Below are 22,136 nucleotides of genomic sequence, written 5' to 3' on the forward strand. Positions count from 1 at the left end.
TTTCCGAACAATTTATGAAATTAATTGTTATTATCACACTTAAAACATAAAACTTCATCCAAAAAAAATGCAGGATAACGAACAACAATTATCCTGCACTTGAACCACAACTTCTAAAAAATTATGAACGAAAAAAAACTATATTAAAAAATACATAGCTCTATAATAATCCTGAAACTTTGTTTCTTTACTTACTTTTTTATCAAAAGGTGTTTTTTTAATTTTTTCAACGGGTTTTTCCATAAAATGATGTTTCAATTCCTTAAAAACTTCTTTTCTGGTTTTTGATTCATCAAAAAGAATTAAGCTGTTTCTTTCTTCCAGAAATGACAAAGTCCTATAAAACCACTTATCAAATAAACACACTAAAATATTTTCATTTTGATCTTTCTTTTTTAAAAAACCCAGCAACTCCAATTTATCATATATTACAAATACAATTTTGTCGTATTGTTTTTTGTCTTCGTCCTTTTCATCAAAAAATAGACTTTCAGAAAATTCAAAATCATCTTTAAGCTTTCTTTTAAACATCCTTAAAAACAGCCCTCTATTATCGATTTTCCAGGCGCTCCATTACCTCCAGCGATACCATCTTTTCCAGAAACAGTTTCTCCAGAAACAGCTAATCTTACCCATTTGTCCACATACCAATAGTAGTATCCGGGAATAACATCTGAAGTAGTTTCTGTATTAAAAACCAATAAACTATTTGCGTATCCACCATTATCCAGTGTGACTGTGGTTTTATCAGTTGAGCTTTTCAGCTTTACACTCGGAATCAAGATACCTTTATTTCCATCTTTAGCATATACCTCTAACTGCGTCGAAGGACTCGGATTTAGCTTTCCAATACCTACTTGCGAATAAGCAGAAAAAGCACCTAAAACAAAAAATAAAGGGAGTAATTTATTTTTCATGAGATTTAATCTTTATGAATTATTAATTAATTTTAAGTTCTGATTAGAAATAAGAAACACCTCTACATGCATAAAATGCTCACTAGTACTAATAAATTTCGAATTCAGTTTTTTTGCTTCTGTAAAGTTTCGAGAAGTGATTTGCTGCCATTCTGTAATTTTTGCTGTGCTTACTGTTTTCTTTATTATATGCATTGTAGTTTTATTTCGTTACTACTATCTTGAAAGTATATTTACAATCAATTTGAAGGTGCAAAGTTCCAGACAAATGCCTCCTTTCTTAACCTGTAAAAGTTTTTATACTAATAGATTAAGACATTCTTGTTATTTCGAAAACAGACAATAAAGCATTAGCTGTCAAACACTTATATTCTACATGTTTTCAGAAACAGCTCTAGCAAAAGATGGTTTGATTATAATTTTAAAAATCTCAATTAGAAGAAATTACTCTTAGTGAATATAATGAGAGATGCTGTAATAAGTTAAAGGGTCTTTTAATACAGTTCTTATATAGAGATGGATATGTTCTGCAAAAAGAAAGCAGATAAGAAGAGATCCATTTTTATTTCTATATGAGTTAGCGCAAGGCGTGCGGAAGTACTTGCAGTAAAAAAAAATACTGTACAAAAACAGGTTTTGTACAGTATTTAAGGTTATTTGAGATTAATTAAATAAAGGGTTATTTAATTTCTTTTTGAAGTTTTTGAAGTGAAGGACTTTTTAAAAGTTTGACCTGGCTTATAAAAATCTGTGCTATTTCTGTTGCTCCTTTTAAGGAAAGATGGGTATCGTCTGCTTTGTCTTTATCGTAAAATGGATTTTCACCTGCTTTAAAATGCAAATGCAAAAGTTTAGAGTTTTCTGGTCCGTAAGATTGTTCTAGCTGTTCTGTATAATATTCTAAGTCTATAAAAGGTACATTGTATTCTTGTGCTACCAATCTGGTTTCTAAAGGGTAATCACCATGAGTAGGCACCAATACTCCTTTTTCATTAAAATTACGTCTGCTGATAGAAGTCAGCAAAATAGGAATTGCTCCTTTTTCACGGCTTTCTTTTACAAATTTGATCAGATTGTAGCGGTAAGCGGTGTGCGGGTTGGTATATCGTGAGGGGTCTTCTATTTTTTGGTCATTATGTCCAAACTCGATCAGTACGTAGTCTCCTTTTTTTAGTACCTTATATATAGAGTCCCAACGTTTTTCTGCAATAAAGCTTTTGGTGCTGCGGCCGTTTACTGCTTTGTTTACTACTAGTATATTATCTGTAAAAAATGGCTGTAGAACTTGTGCCCAACCGTGTTCTGGATTTTTCTCTGGATCTTTTTTGTTTGCCATTGTGGAGTCGCCAATACAATATAGGTTTGTTTTCTGGGCTACGGCTGCTGTGGTGATCAGAAGTGTGAGGATTATATACTTTTTCATTTTTTTAATGAGTTTAGATGCATTGTTTTTTTAACCGCAAAGTTCGCAAAGGATTACGCAGAGTACGCAAGGTTTTTTGTTTAATTCTTTTTGCCACAAAGACGCAAAGACGCAAAGTTTTATTTTAAGCTTAACTGCACATTTTCTGTTTCTGAAACTAGAATTGCGCTACGATTATTTTTATTTAATCGCGTAAAGACGCAAAGGCGCAAAGTTTTTTTAAGCTTAACTGAGCATTTTCTGTTTCTGAAACTAAGATTGCGCGATGATTCTTTTTATTTAATCGCGCAAAGACGCGAAGTCGCAAAGTTTTTTTCTAAGCTTAACTAAGCATTTTCTGTTTCTGAAACTAGAATTGCGCTACGATTATTTTTATTTAATCGCGCAAAGACGCAAAGGCGCAAAGTTTTATTTTAAGCATAAATCGTTGTGTTAGACGCACTGCGGTGCGTCTCTACAATTCGGTTCGTAAAAACCTTTGTCTCTTTGTCTCTCTGTCCCTTTGAATCAAAAAAAATTAAGGTTTCGAAACTGCTGTTGGCACGCTTGCTCTTTGTCCTATAAAAACATCTGTCATTAATACATTTTCTGCATTTTCGTTTGACAGGGCGTTTTTGGCTTGTTTAATTTCTATGTTGTTTAAGGTTATGTTTTTGATTTTTTTGTCTGTAAATCCTTGAATTACAATTCCTGATTCGGATGCTTTATTACAAGTAATATTCGAAAAATGTATATTGGATATATCCGATTGATAGCCTTTTCCTTCTCCGTGATAATTGGCTGTTATATAGAGACAGTCTTCCACTTGGTCTAATTGAATGTTTCTAACAAATATATTTTTAATATAACCGCCTCGGTCTGCATTTGTTTTTAGATAAATGCCTCTCTTTAAATAACCAACGGTTTTGCAGTTTTCAACAAAGACATTCTGTACTCCTGCTGACATTTCGCTGCCGATAACCACGCCGTGAAGTCCTTTAAAATTACAGTTTCTGATGACAATATTTTGACTTGGTGTTGCTGTATTGGCTCTTCCTTCGTGATCTCTTCCTGCTTTTATGGCTACATTATCGTCTCCGTTGTCAAAAGTGACATTTTCAATTAAGACGTCTTTTGCATATTCTGGATCGATTCCGTCGTTGTTGTGATTTAAGGATTTATAACTGATGCCACGTACTGTAATACTTTCTGATTTTAAGAGATGCAGACACCAAAAAGGAGAATTTTCTATTCTTATATTCTCGACTAATATGTTTTTGCAATCTAAAAATTGAATCATTTGCGGTCTTAAAAAATAGCCTTCTCCAAATTTTCTTTCGTTTAATGGTGCATTGTTATGATTCATTTCACGACTTAATTCTTTACCTTTGCCTTCTTTTGCTTTAAAGGTTTTCCAAGTTTTACCTCCTTCTCCGTCTATAACTCCTTCTCCCGTAATTGCAATATTTGTACAATTATTGGCATAAATTAATGGACTGTAATTATACAGCATTGTGCCTTCCCAGCTTGTTAGAACCATGGGTAAATAATCTTGCGGATTATCACTGAATTTAATTTTGGCTCCTTTTTCGATCTTTAAATTGACGTTGCTTACAAAGTGGATTGGCCCATTAATTTTATAAATTCCTTTTGGAACGATAATCGTTCCGCCATTATTCTTTTTGCATAAAGCCATGGCTTTATCAAAAGCTTTTTTATTATTGGTAACCGAATCACCTTTAGCTCCTAATTTTATGATATTTATTTGATAAGTGGAAATTACAGGCAGCTGGATTCGTTTTACAATAGAATCTACTTTTGCAGATGGAAATGAAGTTTGTTGCGCAAAAGCAGTAACTGAAATAAAAAGGAGAATGATATATTTTAAATTCATTTTTTTAGGTTCTAAGGTTCTGAGGCACTAAGGTTCTGAGGTTTTCTTTAGAGAAGCATTACGAAGAAGCTTAGCCTCTTAGCTCAGAACCTTAGCCCTTTATAAAAAATACCAATTTGTAATTTTGTCTTTAAGAATGTTTTCTATAGAATATTGACCAGCTTCTTTTTTTGTAAGCTGATGCGACCATTTTACTCTCTGAACTGTTTGGGCTCCTTCTCCTTTACAATTGTATTCGGCATAAAAGCTATTTTTTTCTGCTTCTGGTTTCGACCAGTTTTCCCAGCCTTCTGGTTTAATTTGTTTTCCTAATTCACATTCTATGTAAACGGTTTTGGCATAAATACGCCAAGGCCTTCCTAGATATACTTGCGATGCTTCTGGATTGGAAGTAATTTTACAGTTTTTAAATACAAAACCAAAAGCTGTTCCTTCTGGAGTTGAAGCCGCCGTAATATAAGAACTTTTAATGCTGTGAATAATACAATTTTCAAACAGCACTGTCGCACCTCCAAAAATAAAATCGGTAGTTCCTTCTATATAACAGTCTTTAAAATACTGTTTGGCTTCTTTTCCAGACAGGTATAAGGTATCTTGATTTCCTAGAAGATTGCAGTTTGAAACTTTTACACGATTTGCGACAACCGATAAGGCAATTCCCTGACCGCGATCTCCCGAGGCATTTTTAATCGTTAAATTTGAAACAGAACAATCATCGCCTTCTATTAAAACCGTGTACGTATAAAAGGTACTGTTTCTTCCTAAACCAATTTTAGAAAAGTTATCATCAAAGGTAATAATAGTGTTCTCTTTGCTTTCTCCTTTTAAAATGACGTTATTGTTCCATTCTGGAATTCGGACTTTTTCGTTGTAAATTCCGTTTTTTACATAAATGGTCACTTTTTCATACGGAAATGCAGGTGTTGCGTATACAGCATCTTGTATTTTAGTAAAGTCACCAGAACCATCTTGCGCTACAGTAATGAAGTTTACATTTTTCTTTTCGGCTGCTCCTACCTTTGTACCGTTTTTAACGGCCCAGTCTGGAAATTTTTTCAAAACTTCTTTTGGCGCATCCGTATACCACGAATAACCATTTCTTCTTTCGGAACCAATTTCTGCAATAGATTTCTTTTTAATTCCGTCGCGATCACAAAAGAAAGGTTCGTTGGTTTCCAGATCCATAAATCTTGCCCAAAGCGGTGCAGCATTTTGAGTTGGAATCATCTTTTTATCGATAATTTTTCCTGCATCGTTCAGTACTCTTTTTTCTTCCAGATTGGTAATTTTTGTTTTTTCAAACCAAGCGACTGCACTTTTTACAGCGGTAACAATTTCTGGCGAAGGTTTATCAATTGCCATTAATAGCAATACTATTTTTGCTGATTCGTATCCGCTTAGTGATGCCAATTCAAAAGCTCTTGCGTTTGCAGGCAGCAGCGTAATCTCGTCATGCTGTGCGCACCAAGCAGTTAAAATTCCGTTTTGCTTGTATTGTGTTTTTAAAATGCAGTCAATTCCTTTTTCGAAAGACTTTTTACATTTATCAACAATTTCTTTTGAAGGTTTTATGCTGTAATAATCGGTTTCCTCTGCAACGTTTTTAATTACATTCAAGATGTTTACCATCGAATCGTCGTTGTAGGTAATATGCGTGTAATAGCCTTTTTTTAACGGATAAAACTGCGGCCAACCACCATTGTCATATTGCGCTTCCAACAAATAATTTAATCCTTTTAAAAAAGAGGCTGCGTAACGTTCGTCTTTAACCTGAGCATACATTCTCGACATAAAAAGCATTTCCTGACAAGTTGCTCCGTTGTCTGTTGTGGTTTCTACAGTCGTTTTTTTGAGTGCAATTAAATCTTTTTTCTGCTTTTCAGTTAATTCTTCTTGCATTTGAATGTTCTTTGGCCATCCTCCAATATCTCTTTGGTACAGCAGTACATTTTCTGCTATTGTTTTGGCTTCCGCCGAAGCAAACCAAGCCGCATCACTTTTACGAATAATATCTGGCCATCTTTTATAAGTGGTTTGAGCGTGAAGTCCAATACTTAAAAATGCAAGAAGCAGTAAAGCTGTTTTTTTTAATTGCACCATCTTGATCTGTTTTAACTATCTGTTTATTTTTGAAAGCAAAAAAGGCATATAAATTTATAAATTGTAAGAAAAATCATTTAAAAGTAGTTTTAAAGCATTAAATTCTTACTAAATGTATTCTGATATTATTTTTTTGTTTTTGTTCGTCAGAATTAAATTATGAAAGCCATTTTTTCGACAAAAATCCAAAAAAAAGGCATTTTTCTCTTTTTTACTCTATTTTGTTATTCTAAACCAATCTACTTCAACATTTCCAGAATCGTTTTTCACTTCTTCGCCTAAAGCGAAAAGTCCGACTTTGGCACCAATCCATTTTCCTTCTTTAGCTTTAAAATCGATTCCAACTTTTTGATAATTTTTATCGTCTAAGCTGTAAAAGAAACTGCACATGCCTTCTTTAGTAATTTGCACTCTAAGGTAAATCGTATTGTTTTCTATTTTTATAGGTGCCGTTTCGGTTTCTGAAACCGTTTTGTCAAAAGTTCCCGTTTTCTGACTTAGGTATAATTTTCCGTCAACATTTTTAAAGCATAAAAAACTATAATCTAATCCCATTACGATTAAACCTGTAGATTCTTTGTTTAATCTCGGATTAAAAGTCAGTTTTGTGGTAGCTGTAAATTCTTCTGCTGGGAATTTCTGCAATAATAAATTTGGAGCATTGAAGATGTTCTGAGAAGTCGTATTGCAAAACAAATTCAGATAACCTAAGCTGGTCGGAAATCCCCAATTGATTTGTCTGTTTGCCTGCCACTGCCATTGCAATCCTAATTTTGGCGAATTAAATTCGTCTGATTCTGCTGGAGTTTCGATTGGATATTTTTTACCAACGTTTGGTTTTTTATAAGTCGTAACTGGTTCGCCAATTCCGTTTTTATCAAAATCTTCTCCCATTACTGGCCAATCGTTTACCCATTTCATCGGCTGCAGATGCACAATTCGTCCGTAAGCGCCTTTGTCCTGAAAATGGAAAAACCAATCTTCGCCTGTTTGAGTCGTAACCCAAGCGCCTTGATGCGGGCCATTTATAGCGGTCGAACCTTGTTCTAGAACCTTTTTCTTTTCATAAGGTCCGAAAACATTTTTCGATCTTAAAATAGTCTGCCAGCCAGTTGGAACACCTCCTGCAGGAGCAAAAATGTAGTAATAGCCATTTCGTTTGTAAAATTTAGGGCCTTCGATTGTTTCTTCGCCTTTATGTCCGTCAATAACCATTACTTCGTCATTGTTTACAACAGTTCCTTCTGGATTCATGGTGCAGACTACCAGTAAACTTTTAATCTGTGCGCGGCTTCCAGCAAAGGCATGAGTCAGGTACGCTTTTCCATCTGTATCCCAAAGCGGACTAGGATCTATCAGTCCTTTTCCTGCTTTTACTAAAAGAGGTTCCGACCAAGGGCCTTCTGCTTTTTTTGCTTTTATCATATAAATTCCAAAATCGGGATCTGGATAGTATATGTAAAATTCATTTTTATGATAGGTGATGCTTGGCGCCCAAACTCCGTTTCCGTGCTGTACTTTATTGTACGTTTCAAACGGCGGCTGTTTTACCAAAGCGTGTCCGATAATTTTCCAGTTTACCAAATCTTTAGAATGCAGAATAGGTAATCCTGGAATGCAATTAAAAGAAGAAGCGGTCATATAATAATCATCGCCTACGCGAACGACATCTGGATCTGAATAATCGGCGTGAAGGATTGGGTTTGTGTAGGTTCCGTCTCCATTATCTGATGTCCAGACTTGTGCTGTATTCTTCTGAAAACAAAAAATGGAAAGAAGAAAAAGGATGATTTTTATATTTTTCATTGTTGTATTGTTTTTTACCGCAAAGCACGCTATGATTTACGCAGAGGCTCTCTAAGTTTTTTTTGCCACTAAGACGCAAAGTTTTTGTTTGCCACGAATTACACTAATTGCACTAATTTTCTCGTCTGCATGTCTAAAAGAAATCGATTGCTTTTTGCCGCTAAGGCGCTAAGACACAATTTTTTTGTTTATCTGAGCGAAACTTTGTTTTTTTTTGCCACGAATTACACTAATTACGCTAATTTTTTCGTCGTGAAGTCGAATACTAATTTGTGGAAATTCGTGCAATTCGTGGCTAAACTTTATTATCTATTTAGCTCTAAAGCAGCTAAAATAAATGGTCCTGTTGCTTTTGGGTCGTTGTCTTTTTTTCTTTCGTTTACGTAATATTCGTAAGAACCATCACGGTATGGATTTCCTCCTAAACCTGCTACTTGACAGCAGTTTGTTAAAGTGATTCCGCCGTCAGCATCTACCTTTTTGATTAATACTGTTGTTAATCCGTCGAAAGCTTTGTTGGCTGCTTTTTTAAATTTAGCTGGCAAATACCCTTTGTTTGCTCCTTTTGCATACGCATACGCAAACATAGCCGAACCAGATGCTTCTAAATAATTTCCTTTTTCACCAGCTTTGTCTGTAACTTGGTACCATAACCCAGATGATTTATCTTGGTATTTAAGTAAAGCTTCAGAAGCATTATTTAGATATTTAACTAATTCTTTTTGCTTTGGATGCTCTTTTGGGTAATAATCTAAAACGTCAACCAATGCCATTACATACCAGCCTAATGCTCTAGACCAGAAATTTGGAGAATTTCCTGTTTCTTTATTAGCCCAAGGCATTTGTTTGCTTTCATCCCATCCGTGGTACAATAATCCTGTTTTAGGATCTGTTGCATGTAGCTGGATTAGCTCAAATTGTTTTGCAATATCATCCAGACTTTTTCCATTTTCAAACGTTACGGTGTATTGTGCATAGAATGGTTCTCCCATATACAAACCATCTAACCACATTTGGTTTGGATAAATTTGTTTGTGCCAGAATCCGCCACTTGCCGTTCTTGGCTGTTCTGCCAATTGTTTGCGTATTTGCTGTAAAGCTTTAAGATATTTATCTTGTTTAGATTCTGCATAAATATCAAATAAAAGTCTACCTGGCACTACCAAATCGATATTAAATTTATCAAATTCATAGGTTTTGATTTCTCCGTCTGCTTGAACCAATTCATCAACATATCCTCTTATGTAAGCTTTGTATCTAGGGTCAGGATTTTTTTTGTACAATTCTTCGATAGAATGTAAAACTAAAGCGTGAACATAATCCCACTTTGGCTTTTTGGCATCATCCAGCATGTAGGCTTCTGGATGACGTTTCATCAAAGTTAAAGCCATTTTATCAGACCATTTCAGATTCTTTCCAATCACGATATCTTTCTTCGCTGGCTCTTGTGAGGTTACTTTACAACTCGTAATTGTCATTACACAAATCAGTAAAACTGACATTAGGTAACTTTGCTTTCTACTATTCTTCATTTCAAAATATATTTAATTCTACTATAATCTATTTTCTCTAATTTTCTAATTCTCCAATTATCTAATTTTCTAATTGACTAATTATCTAATTCCAATGCAGCTAAAATAAAAGGGCCTAATCCATGCGAATTGTCTACTTTTATTTTTTCGCCTATATAATATTCATAAGAGCCATCGCGATAAGGGTTTCCTCCTAGCCCCGCGCTCGCACAAACTTGCGTAATATGTATTTCTCCATCTGGATCTACGGTGACTAGCTTTTTTACAATACCTTCAAATCCTTTTTCTGCTAACTTTTTATAGCTTTCTGGTAAATATCCTTTGTTTGCTCCTTTAGCGAAAGCGTAAACAAACATTTCAGAACCAGATGCTTCAAGGTAATTTCCTTTTTTATTTCCGGCATCTGTAACTTGATACCACAATCCCGATTTGTCTTGAAATTTTGCCACAGCTTTCGAAATCTGATTCAAGTACTGGATTAGTTCTTTTCTTTTTGGATGGTCTTTTGGCATGTAATCTAAAACATCAACCAAAGCCATCATGTACCAGCCAATAGATCTTGACCAAAAATTGGGTGACGTTCCTGTTGTTTTATTCGCCCAAGCCATTTGTTTACTTTCGTCCCAAGCGTGAAAAAGAAGTCCTGTTTTAGGATCTACAGTGTGTTTATGAATTTCTTCAAACTGTTTTGCAATATCGTCAAAGGCCTTGTTATTTTCGAATTCAGCAGTGTAACGTGCATAAAACGGCTCGCCCATATACAATCCGTCCAGCCACATTTGATACGGATAAATCTTTTTGTGCCAAAATCCTCCTGAATTAGTTCTTGGATGTGTTTCTAACTGCTTTCTCAAGGTCTGCAAAGCTGTTAAATAACGTTGTTCTTTAGTCGAATCGTAAAGATCAAAAAGTATTTTACCAGCATTGATATTATCAATATTGTAATCTTCCAATTTGTAATTCAATATTTCTCCAGACTCATTAATTGTCGATTCTGCGTATCCTTTTGCATATTCAAAATAAATCGGATTGTTGGTCTTTTGATATAATTTTTGAAAAGACAGCATGGCTAAACCTATTTTATAATCCCATTTTGGTTTTTCGTTATGATCAATCTGCCAAGCTTTTGGATGGCGTTTCATTATTGAAAGCGCCATTCTTTCTGACCATTTCAAATCTTTAGAAATAACAATTGCCTTTTCTTGAGCTGTTACATTGAAAATTGAACATAACAGAAAAATTATGACTGGTATCGAACTCAAATATTTTATTTTTCTATCCATCAAAAACGCTTATTTATCCAATTCAATTGATGCCAATAAAAATGCTCCAAGGCCTATTGCACCATTTTCTTTTGTTTTGGAAGTCAGATAATAATTATTTGTTCCGTCTCGAAATGGCTTTCCGCCCAAACCAACATTGGAAGAAACATTCAAAACATTTACTTCTCCTTTTTTATCTACTTTCACAAATTCTTTTACAAAACTGTCAAATGATTTTTTAGCTACTGTTTTATAGCTTGCCGCTAAATATCCTTTATTCGCTCCTTTTGCAAAAGCATAAATAATCATTCCTGAAGCTGAAGGTTCTATGTAATTTCCATATAAATCTGGTTTATCGGCCACTTGATACCATAAACCCGTTTCACTTTTGTACTGATTCACATTTTTTGCAATCTGATTCAAATACCCCACCAAAACTTTGTGTTTTGGATGTGATTTCGGAAAATAATCTAAAGTTTCTACCAAAGCCACCATATACCAGCCAATTCCTCTTCCCCAAATGGTAGGCGAAGTTCCCGTTTGTTTATCTGCCCATGCAATCTCTTTGCTTTCGTCCCAAGCCTGATAAACCAAACCTGTTTTTTTATCTACAATATGATTTTGAACGAGTTCGAATTGTTTCGCAATATCATCCAAATTTTTTCCTTTTTCGTACTTAACCGTAAACTGCGTATAAAAAGGTTCTGCCATATACAAACCGTCAATCCACATTTGATTTGGATAAATCTGTTTGTGCCAAAATCCTCCGCTCGCTGTTCTTGGCTGACTTTCTAACTGATTTCTTAGTCTTCCGATAATCTGCAGATAGCGCGAATCCTTTGTGACATCATATAAATTAAACAGCAATTTTCCAGGATTCAAATAATCAATATTATATTCTTTAAGATCGTATTTTTTGATATTTCCGGTACTGTCAATCATTCCGTCAACATACTCTTTGATATAGTTCAGGTATTTTGGATTGTTTGTCTTTTGGTATAATTTTTCAAAACCAGACAAAACAAAACCCATTTTATAATCCCATTTTGGCTTGTCGTTTCCGTCGAGCTGCCAAGCATTTGGGTATTTATTTAAAATAGAAAGCGCTGTACGTTCTGACCATTTTAAATCATAAGAAATCACAGCTGCATCGGCTTGATTTTGCCCAATTGCAAAAACATTGAAAAGCAGAAATAATAATATGGCTGTTTTTTTATACTTCATATTTATATTTTTTTTGCCACAGATTAATGGATTACTTGGATTATTCTTTGCTAACTTTTTTATACTGTTTTGTTTTCAATATGCTAAATATTTTTCACGCAGATTTAGCAGATCCAGCAGATTTAAAATTTCTAATTTGTAAATCTTTTTAATCATTTAATCTGTGGCAAAAACAACTTACATCTTCCCTTTTTTATTCAGTACTTCCAATTGTTTATCTAAATATTTAGCAAATTCTTCTTTGGTTTTAATTCCGTTTACTTCTTGTTCCCAAGCTCCCAAGAGGTAAAAAGTTACCGCTTTTGTAGTTGGTTTAAAAACTAAAAGATAATCTAAATCCGTATCTGCGATATTTTCGATAGTACTAATTTCATAAAAAATTGCCATTCCTAGCTTATCTGGAACCAAAGATTGTTCTCCAAAAGTTGCCAAATACGCCCATTTTTTATTCTTGCTTTCTTTTTTAAGCAATTCAGCTGTTTTTTGTTTTACAATTCCAGTACAGATTCCTTTTATTGCCTGAGATGCTTTAATAGTATGCTGCGTATATAATTGGCCTGGTTTTATTGTCAGTTCTGAAATAAAATCAATTTTGTCTGAAGCTGTTTTCCATCCATAATAATTTACTTTTACCGTAGATTCATTCGATTTGTTAGCCACAGTTGCGATAGTCGAATCTACTTCACGGAAGTGTAATTTTTCATTGTTTAAATAACGGTCGATAGAACCAATTCCGATTCCTTTTCCTGCTTTCAATATATCAGCTCCCCAATCGCTCATGTTATGGTAAGAATCAAATCCGTCTTGCCCAACAAGCGGTAGAATATTTTCTGATGTCTTTTTTCCGAAAATATCAATCGCATTTCTCCAATCTAAATACAAACGGTAACCAATTCTGTTGTTTTCCCAACCTGGTCCTTCGTAACGAATGTCAAAAGAATGATCGGTATGTTCTGGAGCCAGTTTTAATCGGTCCACATTTTTAAACACAGTTCCGCCTTTATACTTTCTTCCTTCCCATTTTCCGTCTGTTTTTGCAGATATTTCGGCGTAGGTTTTATTGGTTTTAATATCGTATTTCTGCGCGTTTATGGCCGTTAAACCTGCGAAAAATAAAACTGCTGTGGTGATTTTTGCTTTCATTTTGTATGCTAATTATTTAAAAATTGTATCTAGAAATCGTACGCTGTACGAAATTGTCTGTGTAAACCAAGGGTCGTAAAACCAAAATGAATGTGGAGAATCTGGAATAGTCTGCACTTCACTATAAATTTTATTTTCATTCAAAATCTTAATCATATCATCTCTCCCCGCATGAAATCTTGGAATACTACTGCAGATGTATAATACAGGCGGTGTGTTTTGGTCTGTATGGCTTAGCGCCGAAGCATTTTTCCAATTTTCAGGTATTTCATCTGATTTTCCTCCTAACCAAAATGCTGCCATATCTCCTTCTGACGATTCTGGATGTTTGAATGCCAAAACTCCATCTACATCAATTATGGCATGGACTTTTGAAGAAGAATGGCTTTTAAAATTTTTATCTTCAAAAAGCGGATTGTTATTTGTTGTACCAATTAAAGCTGCCATTTGCCCTCCCGAAGAACAGCCTAAAACCGCAATTTTATTTGGATCTACATTAAGCTTTGCCGCATTGTCTTTGATAAATTTTATTGCATTCTTGACATCAATAACTCCTTCTGGATATTTTGCTTCTAATGATAATCGGTATTCAATCGCAAAACAAGAAAAGCCTTTTGCTGCAATTTCTTTTCCTATAAACTGCATCTGACTTTTATTTCCTGATCTCCATCCGCCGCCATGAATCAGGATAACAGCAGGATTTTTTTTCTTTTTTGTATTGATAAAGGCATCAAAATGTAAAGTTCGATCCTCTTTTTTATTGTAAACTAAATCGAATGTTGCTACAACTTCTGGATTTGCTTTTATTTCAGGAATGGTAATAAAGGGATATTTCTTAATTAATTTAGCATAAGTGCTTTTAATGGTATACGACGTATCTACCTTGTATTGCTGGCTTTGCATTACAATGACATTAAAAAACAACGCTAAGATTAATTTAAATTTTCGCATTTTTAATCTTTACTTTTTTAGTTAAGAAAGGAGTTCGACCTATAGTCAAACTCCTTTTTAACTACTTCAAAAAACATAGTTCTCAAAAAACTAACAAATTACTAATAACCAGGATTTTGAGGAAAATCTTTATTCTGATTCAAATCTAAAGCTGATTGCGGTATTGGTCTTAAAATTTTAAGCTGACCGTCTATACCAACAAAATTTGCTTCTTTTATTCTATAATTATGAGCAGAAGCTCTTGCAACCAAAGTTCCTGTACGTTTTAAGTCGAACCAACGCTTGTATTCTCCCAATAACTCTCTTCCTCTTTCGTCTAAGATATAATCGATATTAAATTGAGCCAAAGTCGCATTAGCAACACCTGCTCTTCTTCTTACTTCGTTTAAACGGTCTAATCCTGTTCCTGGATTTCCTGCTTTTAAATACGCTTCTGCAGCAATTAAATACGTTTCTCCAAGTCTAGAAATAATGATATCTCTTGTGCTCACAGGTCCTGTGCTTGATGGCGTAGTCGGATTTGCATCATCAAACTTCTTAACTGGAATTGTGTAACAGTCTAAGTTTTTGATTAATGTATGTGCTGCCGAATATTCTCCCCAAGGGTGGTATACAAATGTCGAAGCTAATCTTGAAGCATTTGTTGTCATATAAGCAGTTTTGTCTGCAGGTGTAAACCATTTTGGTTCGTAAAAATGTCTCACTTTTAATGAAGCTGGATTTGAACTTCTGTAATACGGATAATATAAAATTGTTTTTGTAACTCCGTTTACTGTTTCTGGCCCTTCTAAAATTTCGGTCATAAAAGTGGCATTCCATCTTGCATCACCTTTTTCATATAAACCTAAAGCATAATCTGTAGGACATAAATTGTAACTTCTTAATGGCGCTCCTGTTTCTGCTCCTCCTAAATAAGAACTGAAATAGTAAAACTGATTGTTACCCAACTCTGTTGGATTTGTGCTTACTGAAGCTTTATCATATTGTACAGAAAAAATCGTTTCAGCATTCAAATCGTTATCAGTACCAGCTGCCGTTGTAACAAATAATTGGCCAAAAGGAATATTTAGTGCCTGCCCTGCAATTGCAGCATCTGCATAGGTAGCCGCTTTTGAAAAATCATCTGGTTTTGCAAAACTTTCGTATCCTCTTGTCAGGTAAACTTTTGCTAATAAATCGTTTACGGCTCTCTTATTTACTTTTCCAGCTGTGCTGTAAGCAGCAGTTCCTGCATTAGCCAAAGCAAAATCTAAATCTGATATGATTTGAGCATATACTTCTTCTGCAGTGTTTCTTGTAAAAAATAAAACAGGACTTGTAATATTCTCATTTACAATTGGCACACCGCCATATGTCTGAACTAATAAGAAATACGCATTTGCTCGTAAAAATCTTGCCTCTCCTACTAATGTATTCAGATTGGGTGTCTGTTCTGTAATTGTAGAATAATAAATCGTTTTATTTACAGACTGAATCAGCTGATAACATGAAACATACAAATCTTCAACATTTGTAGAAGATGGAATTAAAAGCGTATACTGGCTCAAACCTGCTGGTTCTGGAGTTCTTCCTTCGGCATACATATCGGTTCCAGCTTCAAAAAGCCACGGATTTTTTCCATAAATTCCTTTTAGCCACGCATAATTTGTATTGACTAATAACTGAAATCCTGAGGCTGTTTTATATGTTTCATCCGCTGGCACATACGAGCGGCTATCTTCTTCAATATAATCACTGCAAGAGCTTACCGCTGCTGCAATTATTCCTATCATTACTAATATTTTTTTCATTTGATATCTTTATTAAAATTTAACACTTAATCCCAATTGTGTAGTTACAGCTGCCGGACGGTTTACACCAAAAGGTGAAGCGGCCCATTCTGGATCATATCCATCAAAATTTGTAAACACAAATGGATCTAAAACGTTTACATAAATTCTGAAATTAGAAATTTTCAGTTTTTTCAATAATTCAGAATCTAGTGTATAACCTAAAGATATATTTTTAATTTTCACATAAGAAGCATCTCTGTAGTACCCGAATAATGAAGTCCAATACGCTCCAGCTCCCGTTGCAACAGGCCCTGGTCTTGGGTTCGTATTATTCGCATTTGCTTCAATTCCTGTTCCATTAGTAGGAATAAAATAATCCATTGCTAATTTCTGGCGTCCTCTATCACTTACGTCAGCAAAGTTTTGGTGAAAAGTACTCAAAACTGTTTGTCCTTGACTTGTAATTACGGAGAAGTTAAAATCGAATTGACCTACATTTAATTTAGAATAAAAACTTCCTTGCCATTCTGGATTTGGATTACCAATTACAGTTCTATCATCCTGATTAAATTTACCGTCACCATTTAAATCTTTTGGTCTTGCCTGTCCTGGAGCCATTCCATAAGAAGCCGCTGCTGCCGCTTCGCTTTCCTGCCAAACTCCATCATAAACATAATTGTAATTTGGATTTAAAGGCGCACCAAGAATCAATTTATTGCCAATATCACTTACTTTATCTTGATTGTAAATAGACTCTAATTTGTTTACGTTTTTAGTGAATGTGAAAGTAGTTTCCCAAGTTACCAAACGAGATTTGATGTTTTTAGTAGTCAATAAAACTTCCACCCCTTTATTGCTTACAGAACCAACGTTAGCAAAAGTATTTTTCCATCCTGATTCTGATGGTAACTGCTGTTTGTAAATCAAGTCATCAGATAATCTGTCGTAAACATCAACAGAACCTGTAATTCTATTTTTTAGAAATCCAAAATCAATACCTAAATTATATTCTCTTGTTTTTTCCCAAGTTAAATCAGGGTTTGCTAAATTCTCTGATTGCCATCCTGAAACCACATTTGGACCTGCTGCATAAAATGTTTGCTGGTTTAATAAGGCCTGAGAAGTATAAGGAGCTACGTTGTCATTTCCTGTGTAACCTAAACTCGCACGCAGTTTTAAATCAGAAACGAAAGAACTATTTTCTAAAAACGATTCTTTGCTTAATTTCCATCCTAAAGCTACAGAAGGGAAACTCTGCCATTTATTTCCTTCAGAAAGCACAGAAGATCCATCCCATCTTGTAGAAGCAGTAATTAAATATTTGTCTTTAAACGCATAATTTAAACGAACTGCATAAGAGTTTAAAGTGTTTTTTGCAAAAGATGATTTTACCACATAACTTGTCTGAACACCAGACCCCATATTATCTGTACCTACATCAAAAGGCTGGTTGTTAGAATATAATGAAGAAAATTCATCTGTATTGGAATATAAACTCTGAAGCAATAACAAACTAAAATCATGAACATCATTGAAAGTATGTTTCAAATCAATCTGATTATCCCAAGTGTAATTGAAGTTGTTTGAATTTTCTAGAGTTGCAGAATTTTTTCCGTTTAATGTTACCCCTGCATTCGTCTGTGCTGTATACGCTTTTGAATTTTGCGAATCCATAATTCCTGCCGCAAAAGTTGTTTTAAACGAAAGCCATTTTAACGGCTGGTACTGGAAATAAGCATTACCAACTGTTTGCCAAGTTTTTTCTGTTTGAGAAGAATTAGCAATTTCCATTAATGGATTTACAGTTGAAGTTTTATTGATTGCCCAAGCTCCATTAGGATAAGTTAACTTACCTGGAAGAAAAAACAATGTTCCAACTTGCTCGTTTCCTGCTGCATCAATTGCCCACGGAGACATTAACGGACTCAATCTAAATGCGTCCTGCATGGCTAAATCACTACCTAACTGATTGTCTAATCTAGCAATCGTAACGTTTACACCTGTAGAAAACTTATCATTTATTTTGTGATTTAATCCTAATTTGAATGAATATTTATCTGTTGAATCATTTTCAATTAAACCACGATCACTCTGGATTCCGAAGCCTAAATTATAGCTTAAACCAGAATCTGAACGGCCTGTAATATTTAAATAATTATTCTCTGTCATTCCAGATTTCAATACTGCATCGTACCAATCAAAATTGTAACCGCTGTTGGCACGAGATACTAATAACGGACTTTGGTTTCCTGCCAAAGCAGCCAATTGCGCTGGAGTTTGTGTTGCAGGAGTTGCACTCATGTAGGCCACTTGGTGAAATTTCCACCACTGCTCTCCTGTCATCATATTTGGCAATCTTGTCGCCGTTTTATTTCCGTAAGAAGTATCAAAAGTTACACTGATACCTGCTTTTGCACTTGTTCCGCTTTTTGTTGTTACAATAATAACTCCATTAGAACCTCTAGAACCGTAAATAGCAGCAGAAGAAGCGTCTTTTAGAACGTCCATTCGAGCAATATCCTGCGGATTCAAGAAATCAATTCCATCCATCGGAACGCCATCTACAACGTATAAAGGTGAAGAACCTACCATAGTCGAATTACTAGAATCGGCAATCAATGAGTTGTTTCCTCTAATAACAACTTTAAATCCGTCTCCTGCACGACCTGTAGAAGATGAAATCTGAACCCCAGGCGTACTTCCTTGAATCGCTTCTAGCGGACTGATTGTGTTTCTTTCTGTAATAGTAGCCGCACTGATCGTACTAACAGATCCAGTAAGATCTGTCTTTTTTACAGAGCCGTATCCTACGACAACTACTTCAGTCAATGCATTTGACTGTTCTGCTAAACTTACATTGATTTTAGTTTTTCCAGCAACACTTACCTCCTGTGTCTGAAATCCTAAATAGCTAATTATTAAAATTGCTTTACTGTTTGATACATTAATTTTAAAACTTCCTTCAAAATCTGTCGAAGTTCCATTTTTAGTCCCCTTTTCATTAATGTTTACCCCTGGCAGTGACATACCCGTAGCGTCGGTAATCTTTCCCTCTATTGTGGTTGACTGTGCGTTAATAGAACTGCACAGTAAAAAATTCAGGAAAAAGAAAAATACAAAGTACTTATCTTTTCTCTCAGATAATTGTTTAATACTCATGTGGTTTAAAGTTTGGTTAATTGATAGTGTTTAGTTTTTAATAGATTCTACTTTTTTCTCATTGATATAGGTATTTATAAAGTTTATATTTTTTACATTTTTTAATAAGTAGACTGAATCTACTTTCTGGATTTTTACATCTTTCAGCGTAATATTCTCAACTGGAGACTCCGCATAACCTTCTGCCCAAACGCTGTATTTTCCACCGTTTTTCACCGTGACATTCTCTAAGCTTATATTTCTGATCGTCGGAATAAAATTTCCGGTCTGAGATCCGTAGACGTTGTAAAACATGTTCAGTTTTAAAACACATTCTTTAACTGTTCCCACTTCAAGATTTCGAACATAGACATCTTCTATAATTCCTCCTCTTTTTGAATTTGTTTTAATTCGAATGGCACGATCCAGATTCGGACTGTCCATCACACAGTTTTCAACAAAAACATTATTTACTCCTGCTGAAATTTCGCTTCCAATTACAACACCGCCGTGTCCATCAATCATTTTGCAGTTTTGCACAATGATATTTTTACTTGGTATTGCCACTCTTCTTCCGTCGCCATCGCGTCCTGCTTTAATAGCAATACAATCATCCCCAGTATTAAAAGTGCAGTTTTTGATTAAAATGTTCTGCGAATATTCTGGATCACAGCCGTCATTATTCGGGCCATGGCTGTTGACCGTTACTCCGTCAATAATCATATTATTGGTTTTTATCGGATGTAAAATCCAAAAAGGAGAATTAATAATGGTTACATCTTTTATTAAGGCCGTATTACATTCAAAAAACTCGATAAAATTTGGTCTTAAATAGCGCCCTTCACCAAAAACTCTTTCTGCTACTGGAATCCCTTTTTCTGCCATATCCACCAAAACCTCACGATTTGTTGGATCATTTTGAGATGGAATTCCTTTTTTCCATCCATAATTTTTTCCTCCAGACCAAATCCACCAATTCGTACTATCTGCCTGACCATTTAAAGTTCCTTTTCCTGTAATTGCAATATTGGTTTTGTTTTTAGCATAAATAAGTGGCGAAAAGTTCATTACTTCTGTACCTTCCCAAGAAGTATGAACAATAGGATAATCTTTTGGGTTTAAACTAAACAGAATTTCAGCGTTATCTTCTAAATGCAAATTCACATTACTTTCTAAATGAATTGCGCCTGTCAAATATTTTCCGTTTGGAACCAAAACTCGACCGCCTCCATTTGCTGCACATTTTTGTATTGCTTTTTGGAAAGCTACCGTGTTTAATGTTTTTCCATCAGCAACAGCGCCAAAATCATTTATGCTATATACTTTATCTGAGAAATGTGTCTGCGGAATACTTTTTACGACCAAATCCATTCTTTTCCATGGATTATCTGAAGAGATTGAAGAAGAATGTCTTGTGCAAGATGCCAGTGACAGCCCCAAAGCAGCGAAAAAAAGAATCTTTTTAAATGCGACTATCTTATTTGTAATCATTTGTATAGATATTTCTTGTTTGGACGCCAAAAATCTCAAGATTTATGTAATCGATTACACGAAAGTAGAAAAATTGTTCTAAGAGACCAAATTAATTTAGAAAAAAATTATATATTTAATTTTTATTGCAAAATTTAATTACATTTAATGCAAAAAATTAGATAATTTATTATCATTGTAGAATCTAAAACGTTTTAGCTTTTCGATATGGTAATCGATAACAATTTTTATTACATAATGAAAAAAAATGTACTTTTGTCTAAAAATAATCCGAAAACTTTTTTTGAATGAGTGAAAAAGTAACTATTTACGATATTGCTGAAAAATTAAACATCACAGCTGCAACAGTTTCCAGAGCGTTGAACAACAATCCTAAAATAAAGGAAGCGACGCGTGAGTTGGTTATCAAGACAGCTGCTGCGATGAACTACAAGCAAAACAAATTGGCACTCGCTTTAAAGAGCGGTCGAAGCAATAATATCGGAGTTATTGTTCCGCGTATTGACAGCAACTTTTTCGCCTCGGTTATTCGAGGAATCGAAGAAGAACTTTATCCTCACGGTTATCAGGTTATTATCTGCCAGACGCACGAAAGCATTAAAAGAGAAAATGAAAACCTTCATACGCTGGTAGATGCACAGGTAGACGGTATCATGATGTCGGTTACTGGTATTTCAGATGAAAATGATAGCGCTTTCAGAAATGTTTTAGAAAAAAATGTACCTCTGATATTTTTCGATAGAAGCAAACATATTGATGGCGTAAGTTCTGTAACCATTAATGACTTTAAAGGAGGTTACTTAGCCACCAAACATTTAATTGATGAAGGTTGCCGACATATTGCACATTTTTCTGGAGATCAGTCTTTAGATATCTTTAAAAACAGGTTTTTAGGCTACAAACAAGCTTTATTAGACAACGGACTTCAATTTAATGAAGAATATGTTATTCATGTAAAAAGTAGTGTTGAAGCAGGTAAAGAAGCTGCTACTGCATTACTTGCTTTAGAAACTCCGCCAGACGCGATATTCTCTTCTAGTGATTTCGCCGCTCTAGGCGCAATTCAAGAACTACAAAACAGAAATATTAGCATTCCAAATGAGTTCTGTGTAGCCGGTTTCAGTAACGAGCCTTTTACCAAATTCATGGAGTTATCGATTACTTCTGTAGATCAGTCTCCTTTAGAAATGGGAAAAATGTCTGCCCGCGTTTTCTTAGAACAAGTCGACAAAACCGATACCATTAAAATAGAGAAAAAGGTTGTCCTTGCCCCAGAATTACACATTCGTAAATCTTCTACAAGAACCAATTTTTAATTAGTTTTTAAACCATATAAGTGATATAAGTTCATTTTAAGCTTTCCTGCAAGGTTTCCAAAACCTTGTAGGTATTTTTTTTTAGCAAAAACAAGTTTTCATTATCCTATTTCGCATTTTCAACCGCTTAGCGCAGGAGACCTACAAGGTTTTGGAAACCTTGCAGGAATCAGTACGCTTATATGATC

At 34.7% G+C, this 22,136-nt stretch carries 15 protein-coding genes; 1 reads left to right on the forward strand and 14 read right to left on the reverse strand.

Translation table 11 applies throughout. The annotated features are described in order from the left end of the window. Window positions 1-138: 138 nt before the first annotated feature. The 14 genes from ACWA1F_RS16735 to ACWA1F_RS16800 all read right to left on the reverse strand — a co-directional run bounded on the left by ACWA1F_RS16735 (window position 139) and on the right by ACWA1F_RS16800 (window position 20,632). Window positions 139-531 (reverse strand): hypothetical protein, encoded by a 393-nt coding sequence (locus ACWA1F_RS16735; protein ID WP_456895249.1) that lies wholly within the window; start codon window positions 529-531, stop codon window positions 139-141. Between the two features lie 2 nt (window positions 532-533). Then, window positions 534-917, reverse strand: coding sequence for a hypothetical protein (locus ACWA1F_RS16740; protein ID WP_456895251.1), 384 nt, complete (start codon window positions 915-917; stop codon window positions 534-536). A 679-nt stretch (window positions 918-1,596) separates the two neighbouring features. Next, complete coding sequence (locus ACWA1F_RS16745; protein ID WP_456895253.1) at window positions 1,597-2,340, reverse strand: rhamnogalacturonan acetylesterase; 744 nt, start codon at window positions 2,338-2,340, stop codon at window positions 1,597-1,599. Between the two features lie 517 nt (window positions 2,341-2,857). Next, window positions 2,858-4,213 (reverse strand): glycoside hydrolase family 28 protein, encoded by a 1,356-nt coding sequence (locus ACWA1F_RS16750; RefSeq protein ID WP_456895255.1) that lies wholly within the window; start codon window positions 4,211-4,213, stop codon window positions 2,858-2,860. A gap of 99 nt (window positions 4,214-4,312) precedes the next feature. Further along, a complete protein-coding gene (gene pelA, locus ACWA1F_RS16755; RefSeq protein ID WP_456895257.1) occupies window positions 4,313-6,313 on the reverse strand; it encodes a pectate lyase in 2,001 nt (666 codons plus the stop codon). A 216-nt stretch (window positions 6,314-6,529) separates the two neighbouring features. Further along, entirely contained in the window at window positions 6,530-8,119 is a 1,590-nt protein-coding gene (locus ACWA1F_RS16760; RefSeq protein ID WP_456895259.1) for a glycoside hydrolase family 43 protein, read from the reverse strand. A gap of 305 nt (window positions 8,120-8,424) precedes the next feature. Next, window positions 8,425-9,651: a glycoside hydrolase family 88/105 protein gene (locus ACWA1F_RS16765; protein WP_456895261.1), complete on the reverse strand. Its 1,227-nt coding sequence runs from the start codon at window positions 9,649-9,651 to the stop codon at window positions 8,425-8,427. A 77-nt stretch (window positions 9,652-9,728) separates the two neighbouring features. Next, window positions 9,729-10,934 (reverse strand): glycoside hydrolase family 88/105 protein, encoded by a 1,206-nt coding sequence (locus ACWA1F_RS16770; RefSeq protein WP_456895263.1) that lies wholly within the window; start codon window positions 10,932-10,934, stop codon window positions 9,729-9,731. 9 nt (window positions 10,935-10,943) lie between these two features. Continuing rightward, window positions 10,944-12,137, reverse strand: a complete 1,194-nt coding sequence (locus ACWA1F_RS16775) for a glycoside hydrolase family 88/105 protein (RefSeq protein WP_456895265.1) — start codon at window positions 12,135-12,137, stop codon at window positions 10,944-10,946. Between the two features lie 177 nt (window positions 12,138-12,314). Next, window positions 12,315-13,280, reverse strand: coding sequence for a DUF4861 family protein (locus ACWA1F_RS16780; RefSeq protein ID WP_456895267.1), 966 nt, complete (start codon window positions 13,278-13,280; stop codon window positions 12,315-12,317). A 12-nt stretch (window positions 13,281-13,292) separates the two neighbouring features. Continuing rightward, window positions 13,293-14,231: an alpha/beta hydrolase fold domain-containing protein gene (locus ACWA1F_RS16785; RefSeq protein WP_456895269.1), complete on the reverse strand. Its 939-nt coding sequence runs from the start codon at window positions 14,229-14,231 to the stop codon at window positions 13,293-13,295. 101 nt (window positions 14,232-14,332) lie between these two features. Then, window positions 14,333-16,021, reverse strand: a complete 1,689-nt coding sequence (locus tag ACWA1F_RS16790; RefSeq protein WP_456895271.1) for a RagB/SusD family nutrient uptake outer membrane protein — start codon at window positions 16,019-16,021, stop codon at window positions 14,333-14,335. A 12-nt stretch (window positions 16,022-16,033) separates the two neighbouring features. Beyond that, entirely contained in the window at window positions 16,034-19,162 is a 3,129-nt protein-coding gene (locus ACWA1F_RS16795) for a SusC/RagA family TonB-linked outer membrane protein (protein ID WP_456895273.1), read from the reverse strand. A gap of 30 nt (window positions 19,163-19,192) precedes the next feature. Beyond that, window positions 19,193-20,632, reverse strand: coding sequence for a glycoside hydrolase family 28 protein (locus ACWA1F_RS16800; protein WP_456895275.1), 1,440 nt, complete (start codon window positions 20,630-20,632; stop codon window positions 19,193-19,195). Window positions 20,633-20,919: 287 nt separating this feature from the next. On the opposite strand from ACWA1F_RS16800, the gene ACWA1F_RS16805 reads away from it, so the two are divergent. Beyond that, entirely contained in the window at window positions 20,920-21,948 is a 1,029-nt protein-coding gene (locus ACWA1F_RS16805) for a LacI family DNA-binding transcriptional regulator (protein WP_456895277.1), read from the forward strand. The last annotated feature ends 188 nt before the right edge of the window (window positions 21,949-22,136 follow it).

Source organism: Flavobacterium erigeronis (assembly GCF_054075165.1).